The sequence below is a fragment of the Thioclava sp. NG1 genome (assembly GCF_003122275.1).
GTDB lineage: Bacteria > Pseudomonadota > Alphaproteobacteria > Rhodobacterales > Rhodobacteraceae > Thioclava > Thioclava nitratireducens.
The window spans coordinates 276,404-296,444 of record NZ_QFBB01000002.1 but is presented as its reverse complement, the minus strand read 5'-3'; the positions used below and the strand labels follow the sequence as shown (position 1 = coordinate 296,444).

16 protein-coding genes are annotated in these 20,041 nt (G+C 64.6%); 10 read left to right on the top strand and 6 right to left on the bottom strand.

Annotation, left to right across the window (positions count from 1 at the left end):
• Nucleotides 1–6: 6 nt before the first annotated feature.
• Nucleotides 7–867 carry an HpcH/HpaI aldolase/citrate lyase family protein gene (locus DEM26_RS04495; RefSeq protein WP_369907729.1) on the bottom strand — a complete coding sequence of 287 codons (861 nt, stop codon included), beginning with the start codon at nucleotides 865–867 and terminating at the stop codon, nucleotides 7–9.
• A 176-nt stretch (nucleotides 868–1,043) separates the two neighbouring features.
• On the opposite strand from DEM26_RS04495, the gene DEM26_RS04490 reads away from it, so the two are divergent.
• Entirely contained in the window at nucleotides 1,044–1,376 is a 333-nt protein-coding gene (locus tag DEM26_RS04490) for a hypothetical protein (protein ID WP_233243021.1), read from the top strand.
• An 11-nt stretch (nucleotides 1,377–1,387) separates the two neighbouring features.
• On the opposite strand, the gene DEM26_RS04485 is transcribed toward DEM26_RS04490, so the two are convergent.
• A complete protein-coding gene (locus DEM26_RS04485) occupies nucleotides 1,388–2,134 on the bottom strand; it encodes a sulfite exporter TauE/SafE family protein (RefSeq protein WP_346393643.1) in 747 nt (248 codons plus the stop codon).
• A gap of 237 nt (nucleotides 2,135–2,371) precedes the next feature.
• On the opposite strand from DEM26_RS04485, the gene mdh reads away from it, so the two are divergent.
• Nucleotides 2,372–3,334: a malate dehydrogenase gene (gene mdh, locus DEM26_RS04480; protein ID WP_109171802.1), complete on the top strand. Its 963-nt coding sequence runs from the start codon at nucleotides 2,372–2,374 to the stop codon at nucleotides 3,332–3,334.
• Between the two features lie 69 nt (nucleotides 3,335–3,403).
• Nucleotides 3,404–4,663 carry a hypothetical protein gene (locus DEM26_RS04475; RefSeq protein WP_088727025.1) on the top strand — a complete coding sequence of 420 codons (1,260 nt, stop codon included), beginning with the start codon at nucleotides 3,404–3,406 and terminating at the stop codon, nucleotides 4,661–4,663.
• On the opposite strand, the gene DEM26_RS04470 is transcribed toward DEM26_RS04475, so the two are convergent.
• Nucleotides 4,650–5,714: a glycosyltransferase family 2 protein gene (locus DEM26_RS04470; RefSeq protein WP_088727026.1), complete on the bottom strand. Its 1,065-nt coding sequence runs from the start codon at nucleotides 5,712–5,714 to the stop codon at nucleotides 4,650–4,652. The genes DEM26_RS04475 and DEM26_RS04470 overlap by 14 nt on opposite strands.
• Before the next feature lie 235 nt (nucleotides 5,715–5,949).
• Between DEM26_RS04470 and sucC the strand changes: the two genes are divergently transcribed.
• The 6 genes from sucC (at nucleotide 5,950) to lpdA (ending at nucleotide 15,042) form a co-directional block, all read left to right on the top strand.
• Nucleotides 5,950–7,143 carry an ADP-forming succinate--CoA ligase subunit beta gene (gene sucC, locus DEM26_RS04465; protein WP_075776192.1) on the top strand — a complete coding sequence of 398 codons (1,194 nt, stop codon included), beginning with the start codon at nucleotides 5,950–5,952 and terminating at the stop codon, nucleotides 7,141–7,143.
• Between the two features lie 5 nt (nucleotides 7,144–7,148).
• Nucleotides 7,149–8,036 carry a succinate--CoA ligase subunit alpha gene (gene sucD / locus DEM26_RS04460; RefSeq protein WP_075776193.1) on the top strand — a complete coding sequence of 296 codons (888 nt, stop codon included), beginning with the start codon at nucleotides 7,149–7,151 and terminating at the stop codon, nucleotides 8,034–8,036.
• Between the two features lie 577 nt (nucleotides 8,037–8,613).
• A complete protein-coding gene (locus tag DEM26_RS04455; RefSeq protein ID WP_075776194.1) occupies nucleotides 8,614–11,568 on the top strand; it encodes a 2-oxoglutarate dehydrogenase E1 component in 2,955 nt (984 codons plus the stop codon).
• A 4-nt stretch (nucleotides 11,569–11,572) separates the two neighbouring features.
• Nucleotides 11,573–13,105: a 2-oxoglutarate dehydrogenase complex dihydrolipoyllysine-residue succinyltransferase gene (gene odhB / locus DEM26_RS04450; protein WP_088719089.1), complete on the top strand. Its 1,533-nt coding sequence runs from the start codon at nucleotides 11,573–11,575 to the stop codon at nucleotides 13,103–13,105.
• A gap of 107 nt (nucleotides 13,106–13,212) precedes the next feature.
• Nucleotides 13,213–13,605, top strand: coding sequence for an MAPEG family protein (locus DEM26_RS04445; RefSeq protein ID WP_075776196.1), 393 nt, complete (start codon nucleotides 13,213–13,215; stop codon nucleotides 13,603–13,605).
• A gap of 48 nt (nucleotides 13,606–13,653) precedes the next feature.
• Nucleotides 13,654–15,042, top strand: a complete 1,389-nt coding sequence (gene lpdA, locus DEM26_RS04440; protein ID WP_109171801.1) for a dihydrolipoyl dehydrogenase — start codon at nucleotides 13,654–13,656, stop codon at nucleotides 15,040–15,042.
• Between the two features lie 93 nt (nucleotides 15,043–15,135).
• Here the strand turns inward: lpdA and DEM26_RS04435 are convergent, their stop codons facing one another.
• From DEM26_RS04435 to DEM26_RS04425, 3 genes are all read right to left on the bottom strand, one after another.
• Nucleotides 15,136–15,639: an acyl-CoA thioesterase gene (locus DEM26_RS04435; protein ID WP_075776198.1), complete on the bottom strand. Its 504-nt coding sequence runs from the start codon at nucleotides 15,637–15,639 to the stop codon at nucleotides 15,136–15,138.
• Nucleotides 15,640–15,711: 72 nt separating this feature from the next.
• Nucleotides 15,712–18,198, bottom strand: coding sequence for an ATP-dependent helicase HrpB (hrpB, locus tag DEM26_RS04430; protein ID WP_109171800.1), 2,487 nt, complete (start codon nucleotides 18,196–18,198; stop codon nucleotides 15,712–15,714).
• Nucleotides 18,170–18,922, bottom strand: a complete 753-nt coding sequence (locus DEM26_RS04425) for a DUF3108 domain-containing protein (protein WP_109171799.1) — start codon at nucleotides 18,920–18,922, stop codon at nucleotides 18,170–18,172. The genes hrpB and DEM26_RS04425 overlap by 29 nt, the downstream gene beginning before the upstream one ends.
• Before the next feature lie 130 nt (nucleotides 18,923–19,052).
• Here DEM26_RS04425 and meaB point away from each other — a divergent pair, with 130 nt between their 5' ends.
• A complete protein-coding gene (gene meaB, locus DEM26_RS04420; RefSeq protein WP_109171798.1) occupies nucleotides 19,053–20,039 on the top strand; it encodes a methylmalonyl Co-A mutase-associated GTPase MeaB in 987 nt (328 codons plus the stop codon).
• Nucleotides 20,040–20,041: the final 2 nt, after the last annotated feature.

Below are 20,041 nucleotides of genomic sequence, written 5' to 3'. Positions count from 1 at the left end.
TGCCTCTTAGCTGCCAAGCGCGGCAATCGCCTCCGCTTTGGCGAGGACTTGCCGCGCCGTGACGATATGCAGATTTTCGACGATCTTTCCATCCACGACCGCGACACCCTGCCCCGCTTCCTCGGCTTTCTCAAAGGCAGCGATCTGGCGTCGGGCGAGGTCGATCTCGGCATCGGAAGGGGCGAAGGCCGCATTGCAGACCTCGAGTTGCGCGGGGTGTATCAGCGTCTTGCCGTCGAAGCCCATGTCGCGCCCCTGTTCGCATTCGGCCTTGAGGCCCTCGTCATCCCTGAAGGCGTTATAGACGCCGTCGACGATGATCTTGCCATGCGCTTTCGCGGCGAGAAGGCACAGGCCCAGCCCCGTCTGCATCGGCAGGCGATCGGCGCGGAAGCGGCTCCCGAGTTCCTTCGCTAGATCGTTGGTGCCCATCACCATGCCTTCGAGCCGCGGATGCGCCGCGATATCGCCCGCGTTGAGCATCCCCAGCGCGGTCTCCATCATCGCCCAGAGCGGCACGCTCTGAATGAGATCGGCCACCGCGATAAGATCGGCGGGCGTGGAGACCTTCGGGATCAGGATCGCATCGACCTTGGCGCCTGCGCGGATCGCGTCGGCAAAGGCCAGCACATCCTCGCGCCCCCATTCGGTGTCGAGCCCGTTGACCCGCACGATCTTCATGCGCGGGCCGTAATCGACCTCGGTCAGCGTCTTCGCAAGGAGCGCGCGCGCATTGACCTTCTCGTCGATCGCCACGGCGTCTTCGAGGTCGAAGATGATCGCGTCACAGGCAAGCCCGGTGGCCTTTTCCAGCGCACGCTGTTTCGAGCCGGGAATGTAGAGCACGGAACGGGTCGGGCGGGCCATTTGATTCTCCATCTCGCAATTTTCTTTCGCCAGATCGCACGAATGGGACAGAATCGGCAAGGCCAGATTTGCCGCATCGCAGAAAAATCACAACCGCCGACATCGCGCAGCGCCATCGTAAAGCTTTCTTGACAGCTGGACCGTCACTCTCGGATGATGCTTTCAGAGGGATCAAAATGCTGAACAAAACTTATGTGCTCACGCTCGGCCTGGCCGCAGCGATCGGCTTCGCTCAGGCTTCTTTCGGTGAGACGCGGGACCCGTCTGATCCGTCGCGCGCCTGTGGCAAGCGAGACGAGATCGTGGCCAATCTCGAAGCGAAATATCACGAGAGCCGCCGCATGGTGGCGCTCTCCGCAAATAACTCCGTGCTGGAAATTTTCGCGGCGGAGGCGGGCAACTGGACGATCATCGTCACCCCGGCGGATGGCGTGAGCTGCCTGATCGCCTCGGGCGAGGCATTCGAGGAACTCGACGGGAAACTTCCGCAGAAAGACGCGGCGCTTTAAACGCCGCCCCCTCAGTTCATGAGCGCTTGCTGGATCAGCTTCAGCGAGATTAGCAGGAGTGCCCAGATCACGACCTTGAAGAAGATTTCAGTGGGCATCCGCTTGACCAACCAGACGCCGAGGAACACCGAAGCCGAGGCCGGTATCGCCAGGATCAACGCGGTGCCGATGCTGCCCCAGCTTACTTCGCCAAGCGCGATATAAGGCCCGAGCTTCGCGAGATTGACATAGGAGAACAGGATCGTCGCCGTCCCCGCGAATACCTGCTTTGGCAGGTTCAGCGGGATCGTGTAGGCTTGGTAGGGCGGCGCGCCGGAATGGCTGACGAAACTGGTGATGCCCGCGATCGTGCCCCAGAACAGGCCCGGCGCGACCCGCGCTTCCTGCCGCGCACCATGCCGATGCCGGAACAGCGCGTTCACCGCGAAAACAGCGCCGATCACGCCGACCATCAAGGTCACCCAGCGTTCGGGCACGATCTCTGCGGTGGCCCAGCCGATACCGATACCGAAGGTCGCCGAGGGGATCAGGATCGCCAGCACACGCCGGTCGTAATGCTTGCGATATGCCCAGAGGCCGAACATGTCCGCGATGATATAAACAGGCAGCAACAGGCCCGCGGCCGCGATCGGGTCCATCACGATCGCCAGCACCGGGACCGAGATCGAGGTTGCCATAGGAACGCCGCCCTTCGACAGGCCCACCATGACGGCGGCGAAGACCGCCAAGGCCCAGCCGAGCGTTCCCAAATCCATCATCGCTTGTCCCTCTTCCCGCGGGCGCAGAGAATCGCCCTGCCCCGGTCGGTCCTCTTGCTGGCATGGCGCGCCGGGAAACGGAACCTCGCGCGGGCGGATGCGCGCCGCGGGTGGGGCAGTTTCTGCATACGAGTGCATACAAGCAGCCTCGCCGCAGCGCAGCACCCTTGCCCTTTGCGAGCCAAAGAGCTACTCCACCCGCGATCTATTTTCCAATCCATCCACCCGGAGGACCAAATGGCCAGACCCAAGATCGCCCTTATCGGCGCCGGCCAGATCGGCGGCACGCTCGCCCATCTCGCCGCCATCAAGGAACTCGGTGACGTCGTTCTGTTCGATATCGCCGAAGGTACGCCGCAGGGCAAAGCGCTCGACATCGCGGAGTCGGGCCCGGCGGAAGGCTTCGACGGCTCCTTCAAGGGCACCAACGATTACGCCGATATCGCGGGCGCGGATGTCTGCATCGTGACCGCTGGCGTTCCGCGCAAGCCGGGCATGAGCCGCGACGATCTGCTCGGCATCAACCTCAAGGTGATGAAATCGGTCGGCGAGGGCATTGCAGCCCACGCGCCCGACGCCTTCGTCATCTGCATCACCAACCCGCTCGACGCGATGGTCTGGGCGCTGCAGCAATTCTCCGGCCTGCCGGCACAGAAGGTCGTCGGCATGGCGGGCGTTCTGGACTCGGCACGTTTCCGTCACTTCCTGTCGCTGGAATTCGGCGTCTCGATGCGCGACGTGAACGCGTTCGTGCTCGGCGGCCACGGCGACACCATGGTGCCCCTCGCGCGCTACTCGACCGTCGGTGGCATCCCGCTCCCCGACCTCGTGCAGATGGGCTGGACCACGCAGGAGAAGCTCGACGCGATCGTCCAGCGCACCCGTGACGGCGGCGCCGAAATCGTGGGCCTCCTGAAGACCGGTTCGGCCTTCTACGCCCCGGCCACCTCGGCGATCGAGATGGCGGAAGCCTACCTGAAAGACCAGAAGCGCGTCCTGCCCTGCGCCGCTTACGTCAAAGGCGCGCTCGGCCTCGACGGTCTCTATGTCGGCGTTCCGACCGTGATCGGCGCCAAGGGCATCGAGAAGGTCATCGACATCAAGCTCAACAAGGACGAGCAGGCGATGTTCGACAAATCGGTCGATGCGGTGAAAGGTCTCGTGGAAGCCTGCAAGGGTATCGACAGCACGCTCGCTTGATCGAAATACAGGACTGATCCAATCTTGGGGCGCGCCTTTGTCGGCGCGCCCTTTGTTTTGGAGAGTGTCATGTGTTCCGCCCGTCTCGTCACGTGTTTCGCCGCCTTGCTCGCCGCTTCACCGATTGCCGCCCATGCGCAGGACGGGCCGGTCACCGCCAAGATCACGCGCAGCGATGCGCCTGCCGTCGATCCGATCTCGGCAAGGATCGGGGCGGAGGGGATCAAGGCTGTGCTGGACGATCTGAAATCGCGGGACGCGCTCGCGCCGAAGGATCGCTTCGCGCTGGCGGGGCTGGAGTTCCTCGCAAGTCTCGAAGCCGCAACGCGATGGCAGATGGAGGCCGGCGCCGCCCGTGTGCTGATGCCCTTAATCGGCAACGTCCCCGGCGACAGCGCCGCGCCGCGCGAAACCTTTACCGCCGATGCGGTCACGCGCGAAAGCGAGGCCCTGATCGCCGAGATGGATCGGGCGAGATCCGCGCTCGACGGTGTGGCCGATGGGCCGGAGTTCGGTCTTGCGATCGACCTGAACGACCTCTGGTTCGATCTGGATGGCAATGGCGCGCGCGATGACGGCGAGTCGGCGGTGACAATTCTGCGCGGCGTCTTCATGCCGCGCGCACCGGAGACCGAAGCCGCGGAGGCTCGGATCGTGCGCTTCGACAATGCGGATGCGGCTTGGCTTTCCGCCTATACCCATCTGATCTCGGGCGCCGGCGAGTTGACCCTCGCCTTCGATCCTGAGCCGGCGATCGCGCGGGTGTTGGAAACCTACGCGAAACTCGTTGAAGCGCAGGAGAAAGCCGCCAGCGCGGGTCAATACAGTTCGATGGACGGGCTGAGGATTTTCAGCTTCGTCGACCCGGCGGCTGCGCTTCTCGACATGCTCCACCAGCAACCCGACCCGCAACACACCCGCGCCGCGCGGGATCATTGGCTGGCAATGATTGCGGATAACCGGCAGTTCTGGGACCTTGCCGAAGCCGAGACCGACAATCAGGCGGAGTGGATTCCGAGCGACGCGCAGGATCAGGCGCTTGACGTCGAGTTTCCCGACCGTCTTGGCGAGACATGGCGGGGCGTGCTGAGCGATGGCGAGGCGCTCCTGACGAGCGAAAAGTCCTTCCCCTTCTGGCGCGTGCCGATCGGGGTCGATCTGGGCGCGTGGCTCGAAGACCCCGCGCCGTTGCCGTTGACCGGGGTCGTTCAGGGCTGGGCGCTCGATCCCTATTTCACCGACGCTCCGATGCTGACGCCCGAGAACTGGACGCGCTTTTCGCGGTTGGTCGGCAGTCGGACAGGCTTGATGATGTTCATGCTGAACTGACGAGCGGCTCCGGATCGAAGCCGAATTCGTCCTTTAGGCGAGCGATCAGCTCGGCCTCATGGAGAAGCAGCGCATGGTCGAACGACGCGGGCGAAAGGTCCACCCTGTCGCCAAAAAGCGCGCGCGTTTCGGCCGCGATCTTCACGTCCGGGCGGATCAGCAGCTCGTGGGCCTCCAACTCGGCTGCCTCGTAGTCGCGCATCCCCTGCACCTCCCACCAGAGCGCCTTCAGCTCGGCGGGATCGGCGGCGCGCTCAGCGGCTTCGGCGAACTGCGCCTTGCGGGACCCGACATAGGGCACGGGTTGCCCCTTCACCTTGGTCGTGGCGCGGCGCAGCATCTTGAGGATGAAGTGCAATGGCGTCAGCCCATCGAAATGCATCAACCGCCCATTATAGCTGGGCCTGTAAGGCAAATCGTTTTCCTTACTGTCCCAGTCTTTCAGCGGGTAGTGCACCCCGATCGCATAGCCCCGCCCGGCGCGCACGACGGGCTTCCCTGCGACATGACCCGCGAGACCTTTCTTCAGAAAGCGCGCGCGGAAGCCGTAGAACATCAGCCCGTCATCCTGAAACCCGTCCCAGCGCCGCCGGAACACGCCGCTGAAAATATCCGGGCCGGGTTTGCGGTCGAGATAGCAGCGCTCGTCGACTTCGAGACGCAGCCACGCTTTCTGTTCGCCTGTTTTCGCCAGTTCCCATTCGAGCGGGCGCACGAGGCTCACGAACTCATCCGCGTCGCAATGGATCATCCAATCGAGCTCGGTCTCGGTCAGCGCGCGGGTCGCGTTGTATTTCTGGCGGCCCTGATGGCGTGCGGGACGTTTCCGGCGCCAGCTACGCTCCCAATCGTCATCGCCGGAATGGTGGATGAAGGCGCCCTCGACCGGCGCGAGCAGCGCCTCGGCCTCCGGGTTCGGGCGGTCGAAGAAGACGTGGACCTCGCTGGCGCCGATGCTCAGATGATGCGCGACATAGGCGGCCACCAGCGCAGCCGGTTCGTCCACCGTCGCCACCACGCCCCAGCGCGGCATATCTTGCCCTTGCGTCATCTGAATTCGATCCCTGCCAATGCGCTCAGCGCAGATAGGTTCAATTAACCGAGTCGTGCCAGTGCACCCATGCCACAGCGCAGCATTTTCCGATTTGTGATCACACCTTTCCGCCCTGTGATCACGTATGTCGCTTTTTCCGGGCGAGTGGGGCAGATTGTCGCGATTTCGGTTTGTCCCCCCGGCTTAAGCGCCTAGAACCCCCTCAAATCGCACCAGCATGGGGTATCCAAGGATGAATATCCACGAATATCAGGCCAAACAGCTTCTCAAGAGCTATGGCGCACCGGTCTCGGACGGCCGTGTCGTCCTCAAGGCCGAAGAAGCGAAGACCGCAGCCAGCGAACTCGATGGTCCGCTCTGGGTCGTCAAGGCGCAGATCCACGCCGGTGGCCGCGGCAAGGGCCACTTCAAGGAAGCCGAAGCCGGCGAAAAGGGCGGTGTCCGCCTGGCCAAATCGGTCGAAGAGGCTGAAACGCTCGCCAAGCAGATGCTCGGCAAGACGCTCGTGACGCACCAGACCGGCCCGGCGGGCAAGCAGGTCAACCGCATCTACATCGAAGACGGCTCCGACATCGAGCGCGAACTGTATCTCGCGCTGCTCGTCGACCGCGTGACCTCGCGCGTCTCGATCGTGGCCTCCACCGAAGGCGGCATGGACATCGAGGAAGTCGCGGCGAACACCCCCGACAAGATCCTCAGCTTCTCGATCGACCCGGCGACCGGCTACCAGCCGTTCCACGGCCGCCGCGTCGCCTTCTCGCTCGGCCTCGAAGGCCCGCAGGTGAAGCAGATGGTCGGCCTTCTCGGCAAGCTCTACCAAGCCTTCATCGAGAAGGACATGGAGATGCTCGAGATCAACCCGCTGATCGTCATGACCGACGGCAACCTCAAGGTGCTCGACGCCAAGCTCGGCTTCGACGGCAACGCCGTCTACCGCCACTCGGACATCGCCGCCCTGCGCGACGAGACCGAAGAAGACAGCAAAGAGCTCGAAGCGTCGAAATACGACCTCAACTACATCGCGCTCGACGGTGAGATCGGCTGCATGGTGAACGGCGCTGGCCTCGCAATGGCCACGATGGACATCATCAAGCTCTACGGTGCGGAACCGGCGAACTTCCTCGACGTCGGCGGTGGCGCCACGAAAGAGAAAGTGACCGAAGCGTTCAAGATCATCACCTCGGACAAGAACGTCAAAGGTATCCTCGTGAACATCTTCGGCGGCATCATGCGCTGCGACATCATCGCCGAAGGCGTGATCGCTGCGGTGAAGGAAGTCGGCCTCGAAGTGCCGCTGGTCGTCCGCCTCGAGGGCACCAACGTCGAAAAAGGCAAGGAAATCATCGCGAATTCCGGCCTGAACGTCATCGCCGCCGACAACCTGTCGGATGGCGCAGAGAAAATCGTCAAAGCGGTGAAAGGCTAAAAATCATGGCAGTTCTCGTCAACGAAAACACCAAGGTCATCTGCCAGGGCTTCACCGGCTCGCAGGGCACCTTCCACTCCGAGCAGGCAATCGCGTACGGCACCAAGATGGTCGGCGGCGTGACCCCCGGCAAAGGCGGCCAGGAGCATCTCGGCCTGCCGGTTTTCAACTCGGTCCACGAGGCGAAAGCCAAGACCGAAGCGAACGCCTCGGTGATCTACGTTCCGCCGCCCTTCGCGGCTGACTCGATCCTCGAAGCGATCGACGCGGAAATGGAACTGATCGTCTGCATCACCGAGGGGATCCCGGTCCTCGACATGATGAAGGTCAAGCGCGCGCTGATCGACTCCAAGTCGCGTCTGATCGGCCCGAACTGCCCCGGTGTCATCACCCCCGACGCCTGCAAGATCGGCATCATGCCCGGCCACATCCACAAGCGTGGTTCGGTCGGCGTCGTGTCGCGCTCGGGCACGCTGACCTACGAGGCGGTCAAGCAGACCACCGATATGGGTCTGGGCCAGTCCTCGGCCGTCGGCATCGGCGGTGACCCGATCAAGGGCACCGAGCATATCGACGTGCTCGACATGTTCCTCGACGATCCGGAAACGGAATCGATCATCATGATCGGTGAGATCGGTGGTTCGGCGGAAGAAGAAGCCGCGGAATTCCTCGCCGAGCAGAAGAAAAAAGGCCGTTGGAAGCCGACCGCTGGCTTCATCGCCGGCCGCACGGCCCCTCCCGGCCGCCGCATGGGCCACGCCGGCGCGATCGTCGCGGGCGGCAAAGGCGATGCGGAATCGAAGATCGAGGCCATGAAGTCGGCCGGTATCGTCGTCGCTGACAGCCCTGCCACGCTGGGCGAAGCGGTGATGAAAGCGATCAAGGGCGAATAAGCCCTCTCGAAACTGGCAGGGTCGCGGCGCACGCGGCCCTGCATCCAGACCAAGGAAAGGACCGGACCCATGTCGCTGCGGATCGCACGGCGCGCCTCCCTCCCCGTTTCGGGGACGGTCGCATGCGCCCTGCTCGAAAGCAGCGACGGGGGCCGGTCTTCTTCTGCGGCAGAGCGCGTCGCGAGCGGCGCATGGCTCGCCACGGAATTCGCCGGAACCTCCGCTCATGGCGGGCCCGTTCCGGTCCCGGCTCCCCGCTCGTCGGGCACCTCCGACCCCGCGCGCATCCCTGCCCTGCATGGAAGTCCCGAAATCAGCACCTACATCACTGAGCCAGAAGGCAATATGCCCGGGCAAGCAGGTGCCGGTTTCGACGTATCTGTGAGGGCCCCGCGCGCGAAGGAAAGGACCCAGCATCATGTGCCGTTCCACCCCCGTATCCGTCGCGAGGGCCTCTGCGCTCCGCGCGGCCCCGCCACCGCCTCGCGTGCCCCGCGCTTAGCGCGCTCTTCAACGGGCCGGCGATAAACGTTCGAGTTCCCGCAGATCCCTGTTTCACCGACCGAAGGTGAGGAAAATGACCGACCAATCCCCCAACGACCAGTTCAATGCCTCGCAGTTCCTGCAAGGCGCGAATGCCGAATATGTCGAGCAGCTTTATGCGAAGTTTGCCGAAGATCCGTCTTCGGTCGATACCGCCTGGGCTGCCTTCTTCGCCTCGCTCGGTGATCCCGATCAGGACGTGAGAAAATCCGCCGAAGGCGCAAGCTGGGAGCGTCGCGACTGGCCGCCGATGGCCGCCGACGATCTGACTGCGGCGCTGACCGGTGAATGGCCCGCCCCCGCCGAGGGCAAGGCCGCTGGCGACAAGATCAAGAAGAAGGCTGCCGAGGCCGGCGTCGCGGTCGACGAGGCGGCGGTCAAACGCGCCGTGCTGGACTCGATCCGCGCGCTGATGATCATCCGTGCCTACCGTATCCGCGGTCACCTCGCCGCCGATCTCGACCCGCTGGGGATGCGCGACACCGGCCAGCATCCGGAGCTCGATCCGAAGAGCTACGGCTTCACCGATGCCGACATGGATCGTCCGATCTTCATCGACAACGTGCTCGGCCTCGAGATCGCCTCGATGCGCCAGATCATGGATATCGTGAAGCGCACCTATTGCGGCACTTTCGCGCTGCAATACATGCACATCTCCGATCCCGAGCAATCGGCCTGGCTGAAAGAGCGTATCGAAGGCTACGGCAAGGAAATCACCTTCACCAAGACCGGCCGCCGCGCGATCCTCAACAAGCTCGTCGAGGCCGAAGGCTTCGAGAAGTTCCTGCACGTCAAGTACATGGGCACCAAGCGGTTCGGCCTCGACGGTGGCGAAGCGCTGATCCCGGCGATGGAGCAGATCATCAAGCGGGGCGGCCAGCTCGGCCTGCAAGAGGTCGTGGTCGGCATGCCCCACCGCGGTCGCCTCTCGGTCCTCGCGAACGTGCTGCAAAAGCCCTACCGCGCGATCTTCCACGAATTCCAGGGCGGCTCGTTCAAGCCCGAGGACGTGGACGGCTCCGGCGACGTGAAATACCACCTCGGCGCCTCCGCCGACCGTGAGTTCGACGGCAACAAGGTCCACCTGTCGCTGACCGCGAACCCCTCACACCTCGAGGCGGTGAACCCGGTCGCGCTCGGCAAGGTCCGTGCCAAGCAAGATCAGCTGGCCGACCGTTCGGACCGCTCCAAGGTCGTCTCGGTGCTGCTACACGGTGATGCAGCCTTCGCCGGTCAAGGCGTCGTGGCCGAGTGCTTCCAGCTCTCGGGCATCCGCGGTCACCGCACCGGTGGCACGATCCACCTCGTCGTCAACAACCAGATCGGCTTCACGACCGCGCCGCACTTCTCGCGCACCTCGCCCTACCCGACCGATCTCGCGCTGATGGTGGAAGCCCCGATCTTCCACGTGAACGGCGACGATCCCGAGGCCGTCGTGCACGCCGCCCGCGTCGCGACCGAGTTCCGTCAGAAGTTCCACAAGGACGTCGTGATCGACATCTTCTGCTACCGCCGCTTCGGTCACAACGAAGGCGACGAGCCGATGTTCACCAACCCGGTGATGTACAAGTCGATCAAGACCCACAAGACCACGCTGCAACTCTACACCGAGCGTCTGGTGGCCGATGGCCTGATCCCCGAGGGCGAGATCGAGGATATGAAAGCCTCGTTCCAGTCGCATCTCAACGAGGAGTTCGAGGCCGGCAAGGTCTTCAAACCGAACAAGGCCGACTGGCTCGACGGTCGCTGGTCCGGCATGGAGCGGGAAAAGAGCGAATACGAGCGCGGCACCACCGCGATTTCGCCCGACACTCTCGAGGAGGTCGGCAAGGCGCTCGTGACCGCGCCCGAGGGCTTTGCCCTGCACAAGACGGTGCAGCGTCTGCTCGACAACAAGAAGCAGATGTTCGAGACCGGCAAGGGCTTCGACTGGGCGACCGCCGAAGCGCTGGCCTTCGGCTCGCTCGTGACCGAGGGCTACCCTGTCCGCCTGTCGGGTCAGGACGCCACCCGTGGTACCTTCTCGCAGCGCCACTCGGCCTTCGTGAACCAGGAGAACGAGGACCGCTATTACCCGCTCAACCACATCCGTGAGGGTCAGGCCCGCTACGAGGTGATCGACTCGATGCTCAGCGAATACGCGGTGCTCGGGTTCGAATACGGCTACTCTCTGGCGGAACCGAAGGCGCTGACGCTCTGGGAAGCCCAGTTCGGCGATTTCGCCAACGGCGCGCAGATCATGTTCGACCAGTTCATCAACTCGGGCGAGCGGAAATGGCTGCGCATGTCGGGCCTCGTCTGCCTGCTGCCGCACGGCTTCGAAGGTCAGGGCCCAGAGCACAGCTCGGCCCGTCTGGAGCGCTTCCTGCAACTGTCGGCGGAAGATAACTGGATCGTCGCGAACTGCACGACGCCGGCGAACTACTTCCACATCCTGCGCCGCCAGATCCACCGCGACTTCCGCAAGCCGCTGATCCTGATGACGCCGAAATCGCTGCTGCGTCACCCGAAGGCCGTCTCCACGGCGGAGGAGTTCACCACCGGATCGAGCTTCCACCGCGTCCTGTGGGACGATGCAGAGCGCGGCAATTCGGATCTGGAGTTGAAGGCCGACGACAAGATCAAGCGCGTCGTGATGTGCTCGGGCAAGGTCTATTACGACCTGCTCGCGCAGCGCGACGAGCGTGGGCTCGACGATGTCTACCTGCTGCGTCTGGAACAGTTCTACCCGTTCCCCGCGCAGGCGGTCACCAAAGAGCTGACCCGCTTCAAAAATGCCGAGATCGTCTGGTGCCAAGAGGAGCCGAAAAACCAGGGCGCCTGGTTCTTCGTCGAACCCTATATCGAATGGGTCCTCGCCAAGATCGACGCGAAACATGCCCGTGCGCGCTATGCCGGCCGCGCGGCGTCCGCCTCGCCCGCGACGGGTCTGGCAAGCCGCCACAAGGCCGAGCAAGACGCGCTCGTCAACGATGCACTGGAGGGTTGAATAGATGTCCACTGAAGTCCGCGTTCCCACGCTCGGCGAGAGCGTCACGGAAGCCACCGTCGCCACCTGGTTCAAGAAGCCCGGCGACACCGTGGCCGCCGACGAGATGCTCTGCGAGCTCGAAACCGACAAGGTGACCGTCGAAGTGCCGAGCCCCGCAGCCGGCACGCTCGGCGAGATCGTCGCCGCCGAAGGCGAGACCGTCGGCGTCGATGCGCTTCTCGCGACGATCGAAGAGGCTGGCGCCAGCCCCGCGCCGAAGAAAGAAGACAAACCGGCGGAAAAACCCGCCCAACAGCCCCAATCGAACGAGGGAAAGATGACCGACGTGATGGTGCCCAGCCTTGGTGAATCGGTCACCGAGGCAACTGTGTCGACGTGGTTCAAGAAGGTCGGAGACACGGTCGCGGCCGACGAGATGCTCTGCGAGCTGGAAACCGACAAGGTCTCGGTCGAAGTGCCGTCGCCCGCTGCTGGCGTTCTCAAAGAGATCGTCGCCGAGGAAGGCACGACCGTCGACGCCTCGGCCAAGCTGGCCGTGATCGCCGAGGGCGAAAGCGGTGGAACCGCCGCCAGCGCGCCCGCCAAGGAAGAGACCAAATCCGAAGCCCCCGCCGCCGGCGGCAAGGGCGGCAAGGATGTCGAGGATGCGCCGTCCGCCAAGAAGCTGATGGCGGAGAAGGGCATCGACCCGGCTTCCGTTCAGGGTTCGGGCAAGGATGGCCGGATCATGAAGGAAGACGTGGCCAAGGCCGAAAGCGCGCCGAAGCAGGCCTCGGTTTCCGTCGCCTCGACGCCCTCGCAGGCGCCGCGCGGTCCGGTCAATGCCGATGACGCGTCGCGCGAAGAGCGCGTGAAGATGACCCGCCTGCGTGCGACCATCGCCAAGCGCCTCAAGGACTCGCAGAACACGGCCGCGATGCTGACCACCTATAACGAGGTGGACATGTCGGGCGTCATGAACCTGCGCAACGAGTACAAGGACCTGTTCCTCAAGAAGCACGGCGTGAAGCTCGGCTTCATGTCCTTCTTCGTGAAGGCCTGCTGCCACGCGCTGAAAGAGGTCCCGGAAGTCAACGCCGAGATCGACGGTAACGAGATCGTCTACAAGAACTACGTCCACATGGGCGTGGCCGTGGGCACCCCGAACGGCCTCGTCGTGCCGGTCGTGCGCGACGCCGACCAGATGGGCTTCGCCTCGATCGAGAAGACGATCGCCGAGATGGGCACCCGCGCCCGTGACGGCAAGCTCTCGATGGCCGAGATGCAGGGCGGTTCCTTCACCATCTCGAACGGCGGCGTCTATGGCTCGCTGATGTCCTCGCCGATCCTCAACCCGCCGCAATCGGGCATCCTCGGCATGCACAAGATCCAGGAACGTCCGATGGTCGAGAACGGCCAGATCGTCATCAAGCCGATGATGTATCTCGCACTCAGCTACGACCACCGCATCGTCGACGGCAAAGGCGCCGTGACCTTCCTCGTGCGCGTCAAGGAAGCGCTGGAAGACCCGCGCCGCCTGCTGATGGATCTGTAAGACCGGAACGAAGGCGGCATCCCCTGCCCCTTCGCTCTTGCTAAATATCCTCGGGGGGTCCGGGGGGCAGACAGCCCCCGGTCCTCCCTCACCTCCGGGAGCGACCGATGACCCCCGAACTGACCGTGCTCATACTCGCGATCCTGCTCCATCTGGGGCTGATGGTGGCGTATTCGGTGAAGGCCAATACCGAGCTCGGCACAAAATACCCCGTTTCCCCGCGCGACAAGACGCCGCCGCCGATCTCGACCCTGCTCGGACGGCTGCAGCGCGCGATGAACAACTCCTTCGAGGGTCTCATCCTCTTCGCCCCCGTCGCACTGGTCATCGGACTGACCGGACAATCGAGCGCCGCCACCGTGGCCTTCGCCTGGATCTTCCTGATCGCGCGACTCCTCTACATTCCGTCCTATCTGCTGGGCTGGGTGCCGTGGCGCTCGCTCATCTGGGGCTTTTCCTTCTTCGCAATTCTGGCGCTGGCGATTGCCGCGCTGATCTGACCTCCCGGCGCGAGGCCTCCTCGCGCCCCAACCCAAGGAGCAAGAACAATGGCTGACTATGATGTGATCGTGATCGGCGGCGGCCCGGGCGGCTATGTCTGCGCCATCCGCTGCGCCCAGCTGGGCCTGAAGACCGCCTGTGTCGAAGGCCGCGAAAGCCTCGGCGGCACCTGCCTCAACGTGGGCTGCATCCCGTCCAAGGCGCTGCTGCACGCCACCCACGAGCTGCACGAAGCCGAGCATAACTTCGCCAAGATGGGCCTGAAGGGCAAATCGCCTTCGGTCGATTGGAAGCAGATGCTCACCTACAAGCAGGAAGTCATCGACGGCAACACCAAGGGCATCGAGTTCCTGTTCAAGAAGAACAAGATCGACTGGATCAAGGGCTGGGGTTCGATCCCCGAGGCCGGCAAGGTGAAAGTGGGCGACGACGTCCATAACGCCAAGTCGATCGTGATCGCCACCGGCTCCGAGCCGTCGTCGCTGCCGGGCATCGAGATCGACGAGAAAACCGTCGTGACCTCGACCGGCGCGCTGTCGTTGAACAAGATCCCGAAGTCGATGGTCGTGATCGGCGCGGGCGTCATCGGTCTGGAAATGGGCTCGGTCTATGCTCGTCTCGGCGCGGATGTCACCGTCGTGGAATATCTCGACGCAATCACCCCCGGCATGGACGGCGAGGTCTCGAAGAACTTCCAGAAGATCCTGACCAAGCAGGGACTGAAATTCGTCATGGGCGCCGCCGTCCAGAGCGTCGACGTGAAGAACGGCAAGGCCACGGTGAACTACCAGCTGCGCAAGGATGAGAGCAACGCGTCGATCGAGACCGAGACCGTCCTCGTCGCGACCGGACGCAAGCCCTATACCGACGGTCTGGGGCTTGAGGGCGTGGGTGTGGAGATGCTGCCGCGCGGTCAGGTGAAGACTGACGCGCACTGGCAGACCACCGCCAAGGGCATCTACGCGATCGGTGACGCGGTTACCGGCCCGATGCTCGCCCACAAGGCCGAGGACGAAGGCATGGCTGTTGCCGAAGTCATCGCGGGCAAGCATGGTCACGTGAACTACGAAGTGATCCCGAGCGTGATCTACACCAGCCCGGAAGTCGCCTCGGTCGGTCAGACCGAAGAGGCGCTCAAGCAGGACGGTCGCGCCTACAAGGTCGGCAAGTTCTCCTTCATGGGCAATGGCCGCGCCAAGGCCGTGTTCCAGTCGGACGGCTTCGTGAAGCTGATCGCGGACAAGGAAACCGACCGCATCCTCGGCTGCCACATCATCGGCCCCGGCGCGGGCGACCTGATCCACGAAATCTGCGTGGCGATGGAATTCGGCGCCTCGGCACAGGACGTGGCGCTGACCTGCCACGCTCACCCGACCTTCTCCGAGGCCGTTCGCGAAGCCGCCCTGGCCTGCGGCGACGGCGCGATCCACGCCTGATCGGCCAAGGGTCGAGAGAAACGCGAAAGGGCGCCCCGCGGGGCGCCCTTTTCGTTTGGCGCGGTGGCCCGAACTCCGGTCACGCGCTCAGGCTTAGCCCTCGCCGTGATCCGCAGCCGCATCCATCTTCGCGGCGAATTCACGGCGCAGTTCCCGGCGGAGTTCGGCGGCGCGCCAGCGGTGGCGTTCCTCGTCCGTGTCGGGCTTCAGCGTCGGCACCTCTGCGGGTTTTCCGTTTTCATCCACCGCGACCATCGTGAAATAGCAGCTGTTCGTGTGTCGCCGCGTGCCCGCGGTGATGTTCTCGGCTTCGACGCGGATGCCGATCTCCATCGAGGTGCGGCCCGTATGGTTCACGCTGGCGCGAAACGTTACCAGCTCGCCCACGTTGATCGGTTGCTGGAAGGTCACCTGGTCGACCGACAGCGTCACCGCGTAGCGCTGCGAGTAGCGTGAGGCGAGCGAGAACGCGACCCGGTCGAGCCAGTTCAGCAGCGCGCCGCCATGCACCTTGCCCGAAAAATTCGCCTGATCGGGCGTCATCAGCACGGTCATCTCGAGGCGCTTGCGGTCCTCGAAGGTCAGTGTTTCGGTCATGGTTTTCCCTCATTGCCTCGCGCCATATGCGCGAAAGCCTCTCGTAGGGTCAATCCGCGCGATGCGCATGGCTCACTTGCGCGGCTTCGCCCGCAGCGTCGGATCGGCCTCGCGCGGGTCCTCGGGCCACGGGTGTTTGGGGTAGCGCCCGCGCATATCCTTGCGCACATCGGCGTAAGAGCCCTCCCAGAACCCGGGCAGGTCCATCGTGACCTGAATGGGTTTGTGGCCGGGTGACAGCAGCGTGATCCTGAGCGGCAGGCGTTTCGGGCCGACCGTCGGATGGGTGGTGACGCCGAACATCTCCTGCAGACGGATCTCGATGCCCGGCGCCTCGCCAGCGTAGTCAATGGGCACACGACGGCCGAGCGGAGTTTCGAAATGCGCAGGGGCAAGACGGTCCACCAGCTGCATCTGCTCCCAGTCGAGCGCTGCGCGCAGCGGATCGGTGAGGTCGAGCTTGCGCAGGTCGGCCTCGGTCCTCGCCTTGCCGAGATAGGGCAGAAGCCAGTTCTCGGCGGAGGCCAAAAGCCCCTCATCGGAGAAATCGGGCAGATCGGCCCCCTGCCCGCGCAGCAGCTCCACCCGCGCCTGCAGCCGGCGCGCCGCCGCGCTCATCGGCAGGCCGATCTGGCGCAATCCTGCCAGCGCGCCTTGCGCTACCGCCTCGCGCGGGGCGTCTTTCCACACGCGATCGTCGAGGACCAGCGCGCCGAACCGCTCCTGCTTGCGCGCGATCACGCGGCCCTCTCGCTTGGACCAGTCGCAGACATCCTGCCATGCGATCTGATCCGCGTAGAGGCGACGAAGCTCGGCCTCGGAGATCGCGATGCCTTGGCGCACTTTCGCCTCGCGCGGATCGCCGTCGAGATCGCTCACCACGATAAGGCGTTGCGCGCCCAGCGGATCGCCTTCGGCCACCACCGCCCCTTTGCCGCCCGAGAGCACGTAGCGCGGCGCATCCCCCTTGCGGCGAAGCCCCACACGGTCAGGGTAAGCGAGCGCGAGTTGCTCGGCGGAGGAATAGGTCTCGGGCGCTGCAGTGGAGAGGCGGGCCAGCCGCTTCGCCTCGGATCGGATACGCTCGATTGTGCCGCGATGGGGCGTATAGGGGTGGTGCGCCTCGAAGCGCTTCGGGTCGCGAATCGCGCTGAGGCGCAGCGTCAGGTCAGCGGGCGCGCCACGCAGCGGATCGCGTTCGGCCAGAAGAGCAGCAAGCGGTGCCGCCTCGGGGCCCGCGGTCAGCAGCATGTGCCCGAGGCGCGGGTGCAGCGGCAGTTTGGCGAGCTTGCGCCCGTGTTCCGTGATCAGCCCCGATTTCAGCGCGCCGAGTTCTTCCAGCAAAGCGCGCGCCTCGGTCATCGCAGGTGCAGGCGGCGGCGTCAGGAAAGCCAGATCGCCACCATCTGTACCCCAGACCGCGAGTTCCAGCGCGAGTCCGGTCAGGTCGGCGACCTCGATCTCGGGCGGGGCGAAGGCGGGCAGCGCGCCCTCCGCACCCTTGGTCCAGAGCCGGTAGCAGATGCCCTCGGCCACGCGGCCCGCGCGGCCCCGGCGCTGCTCGGCCTCGGCGCGGGAGACGGGCTCGGTCACCAATCGCGCCATGCCGGAGCTTGGATCGAAGCGCGCCCGGCGTGCGCGGCCGCCGTCGATCACGACGCGGATGTCTTCGATCGTCAGAGAGGTTTCCGCTATGGCTGTGGCGAGCACCAGTTTGCGGCCCGAAGGCGCGGGCGCGATGGCGGCGCGTTGGACGGCGAATTCCATCGCGCCGAACAGCGGACGGATCGCGATATCAGGGGAAAGACGGCCCTTCAGCTGAGCTTCGACGCGGCGTATTTCACCCTCGCCCGGCAGGAAGGCCAGAAGGCTCCCGTCGGTGGCCTCCGCGGCCTCGGTGATCAGCCCGGCCATCGCGGCCTCAAACCGCATCGAACTGTCCACCGGACGGTCGAGCCAGCGCGTCTGCACCGGATAGGCCCGCCCCTCCGACACCACGATCGGCGCGTCGTCGAGCAATGCTGCCACCGGCCCGGCATCGAGCGTGGCCGACATCACCACCAGCGCCAGATCGGGCCTGAGCGCGCCGCGCACCTCCCATGTCAGCGCCAGCCCCAAGTCTGCGTTCAGCGAGCGTTCATGGAATTCGTCGAAGATCACGCAACCGATGCCGGTCAATTCCGGGTCAGATTGCAGCACGCGCGTCAGGATGCCTTCAGTAACGACCTCTATCCGCGTGGATTTCGAGACCTTCGCCTCGCCCCGGATGCGGTAGCCGACCGTCTCGCCGACCTTTTCGCCCAAAGTGTCCGCCATACGCTCGGCGGCGGCGCGCGCGGCCAGACGGCGCGGCTCCAGCATGACGATCCGGCCCTCGATCTGGTCGAGCAGCGCGAGGGGCACGCGGGTCGTCTTGCCCGCGCCCGGCGGCGCCATCAGCACCGCGCGGCCATGCGATGACAGCGCCGCCCGCAGATCGGGCAGCACCACGTCGATCGGAAGAGAAAAGCGGTCTGTGTTCACCCGACCCTTATTGCCGAGTGAGGCGGCCTTTTCCATAGAGCGTGTCGGTCTCGATCTTGTCGACCTGCAAACCGCCATTCGGGCTCGGCTCGTAATAGAGGGTGAAGGCGAAGCGGGACTTTTCCTTCATGTCCTTCTCGGAGAAGCCCGCGAGGCGGCGATATTCACCCGAACAGACGATGTTCTTGCCATCGGGCTTGGGCTCGAAGAGCCGCACCTGCGAGCGCCGCGCGCCGTCATACATCTTCACGTCGAGCTTGCAGGCCTCGTCGCGCGGCACGTCGCGCAGCACCGCGTAGAGCGCCGTCAGCGGGTCGACCGTGCCGCCCTGTTTCGCGGGATCGACATCCCGGGGCGAGGGCTTGCGCGGTGGCTGCTGACTGACGGAAACCGGCGTGCCGTTATTGTAGATGATCTGGTGCTTGGACTTTCGTCCCGGTGCGTCGTCGACCTCTGAATATTTCATCGGGGTGAACTTCTGACCGTCATAGAGGCCGGAGACACTGGCCGAAAACTTGATTTTCCGCAGCAGCCCCACGAGGCCCGCCGTCTGCAACACGCCGTTCGCGCCATAGGCACCGTCGGTGATCTTGCCGTTGATCGCCAGCTCACCCGCGCGGATGCCCTTGAGCACCACGTCGAAGACGATCTTGTCGCTCTGATCGGCGCGCGCCGGCGCCGCGCCCAAGGGCGCGACTAGCAACGCGGCGCTCAGGATCGCAGCCACCGGGCGCGACGCAAGGCTCGATAGAAATCTCATTGGCATCCTCTTGTCAGGAATTTCCCATTCGCTCTGGACATAGGTCGCAGGGTGCAGGCAAGTAACCGATAAGTCTTCACGTCTGATGTCATTTTTGACACGAATACCCAAAATCAGCGAAAGCCTGCCGATGACCGATCAAAGCCCCGCCGACCTCGCTCCGCGCATTCTCGCCTCCGATCGTCGCGCCCTGGCGCGTGCGATCACGCTGGTGGAATCCGGACGGGCGGAGCATCGCGCGCAAGCGGTCGAACTGCTCGATACGCTCGCAGGTGAAGGGCGTCAGGCGCTGCGGATCGGGCTTTCGGGCACGCCGGGAGTGGGCAAATCGACTTTCATCGAAGCCTTCGGGATGATGCTGACCGGCAAGGGGTTGAAGGTCGCCGTGCTGGCGGTCGATCCGTCCTCGGCCCGCTCCGGCGGCTCGATCCTCGGTGACAAGACCCGTATGGAACGTCTGTCGCGCGATCCCAACGCCTTCATCCGCCCCTCGCCCTCACAAGCGCATCTCGGCGGCGTCGCGCGACGCACCCGCGAAGCGGTGAGCCTCTGCGAGGCGGCGGGCTTCGACGTCGTCCTGATAGAGACCGTGGGCGTCGGCCAGTCCGAGACGCTGGTAGCCGAGATGGTCGACCTGTTCGTTCTGCTGATGGCCCCGGCTGGCGGCGACGAGCTGCAGGGCGTCAAGCGCGGCATCATGGAGATGGCCGACCTGATCTTGGTGAACAAGGCGGATGGCGATCTGAAACCGGCCGCCATGCGGACGGTCTCGGATTACGCGGGCGCGCTGCGGCTGCTGCGCAAGCGCCCGCAGGACCCCGAGGGTTTCCCGAAGGCGCTGCCGGTCTCGGCCATGGAGGAGAACGGGCTGGAGAAAGCATGGGAAGAAATGACCGCGCTAGCCGAATGGCGCCGCGCGAACGGGCATTTCGATCAGCGCCGCGCCGAGCAGGCGCGGCACTGGTTCGAGGCTGAGGTCCGCGAGGGGCTCCTCGCGCGGTTGCGCCAGGATCCGGAGATCCGGGCGAAAATGCGCGAATTGGGCGACGCAGTGGCCAGCGGTGAAAGCGCGGCCTCTGCAGCTGCGGCCGTGATGCTGGAGCAGTTGGGCAGCTGAGC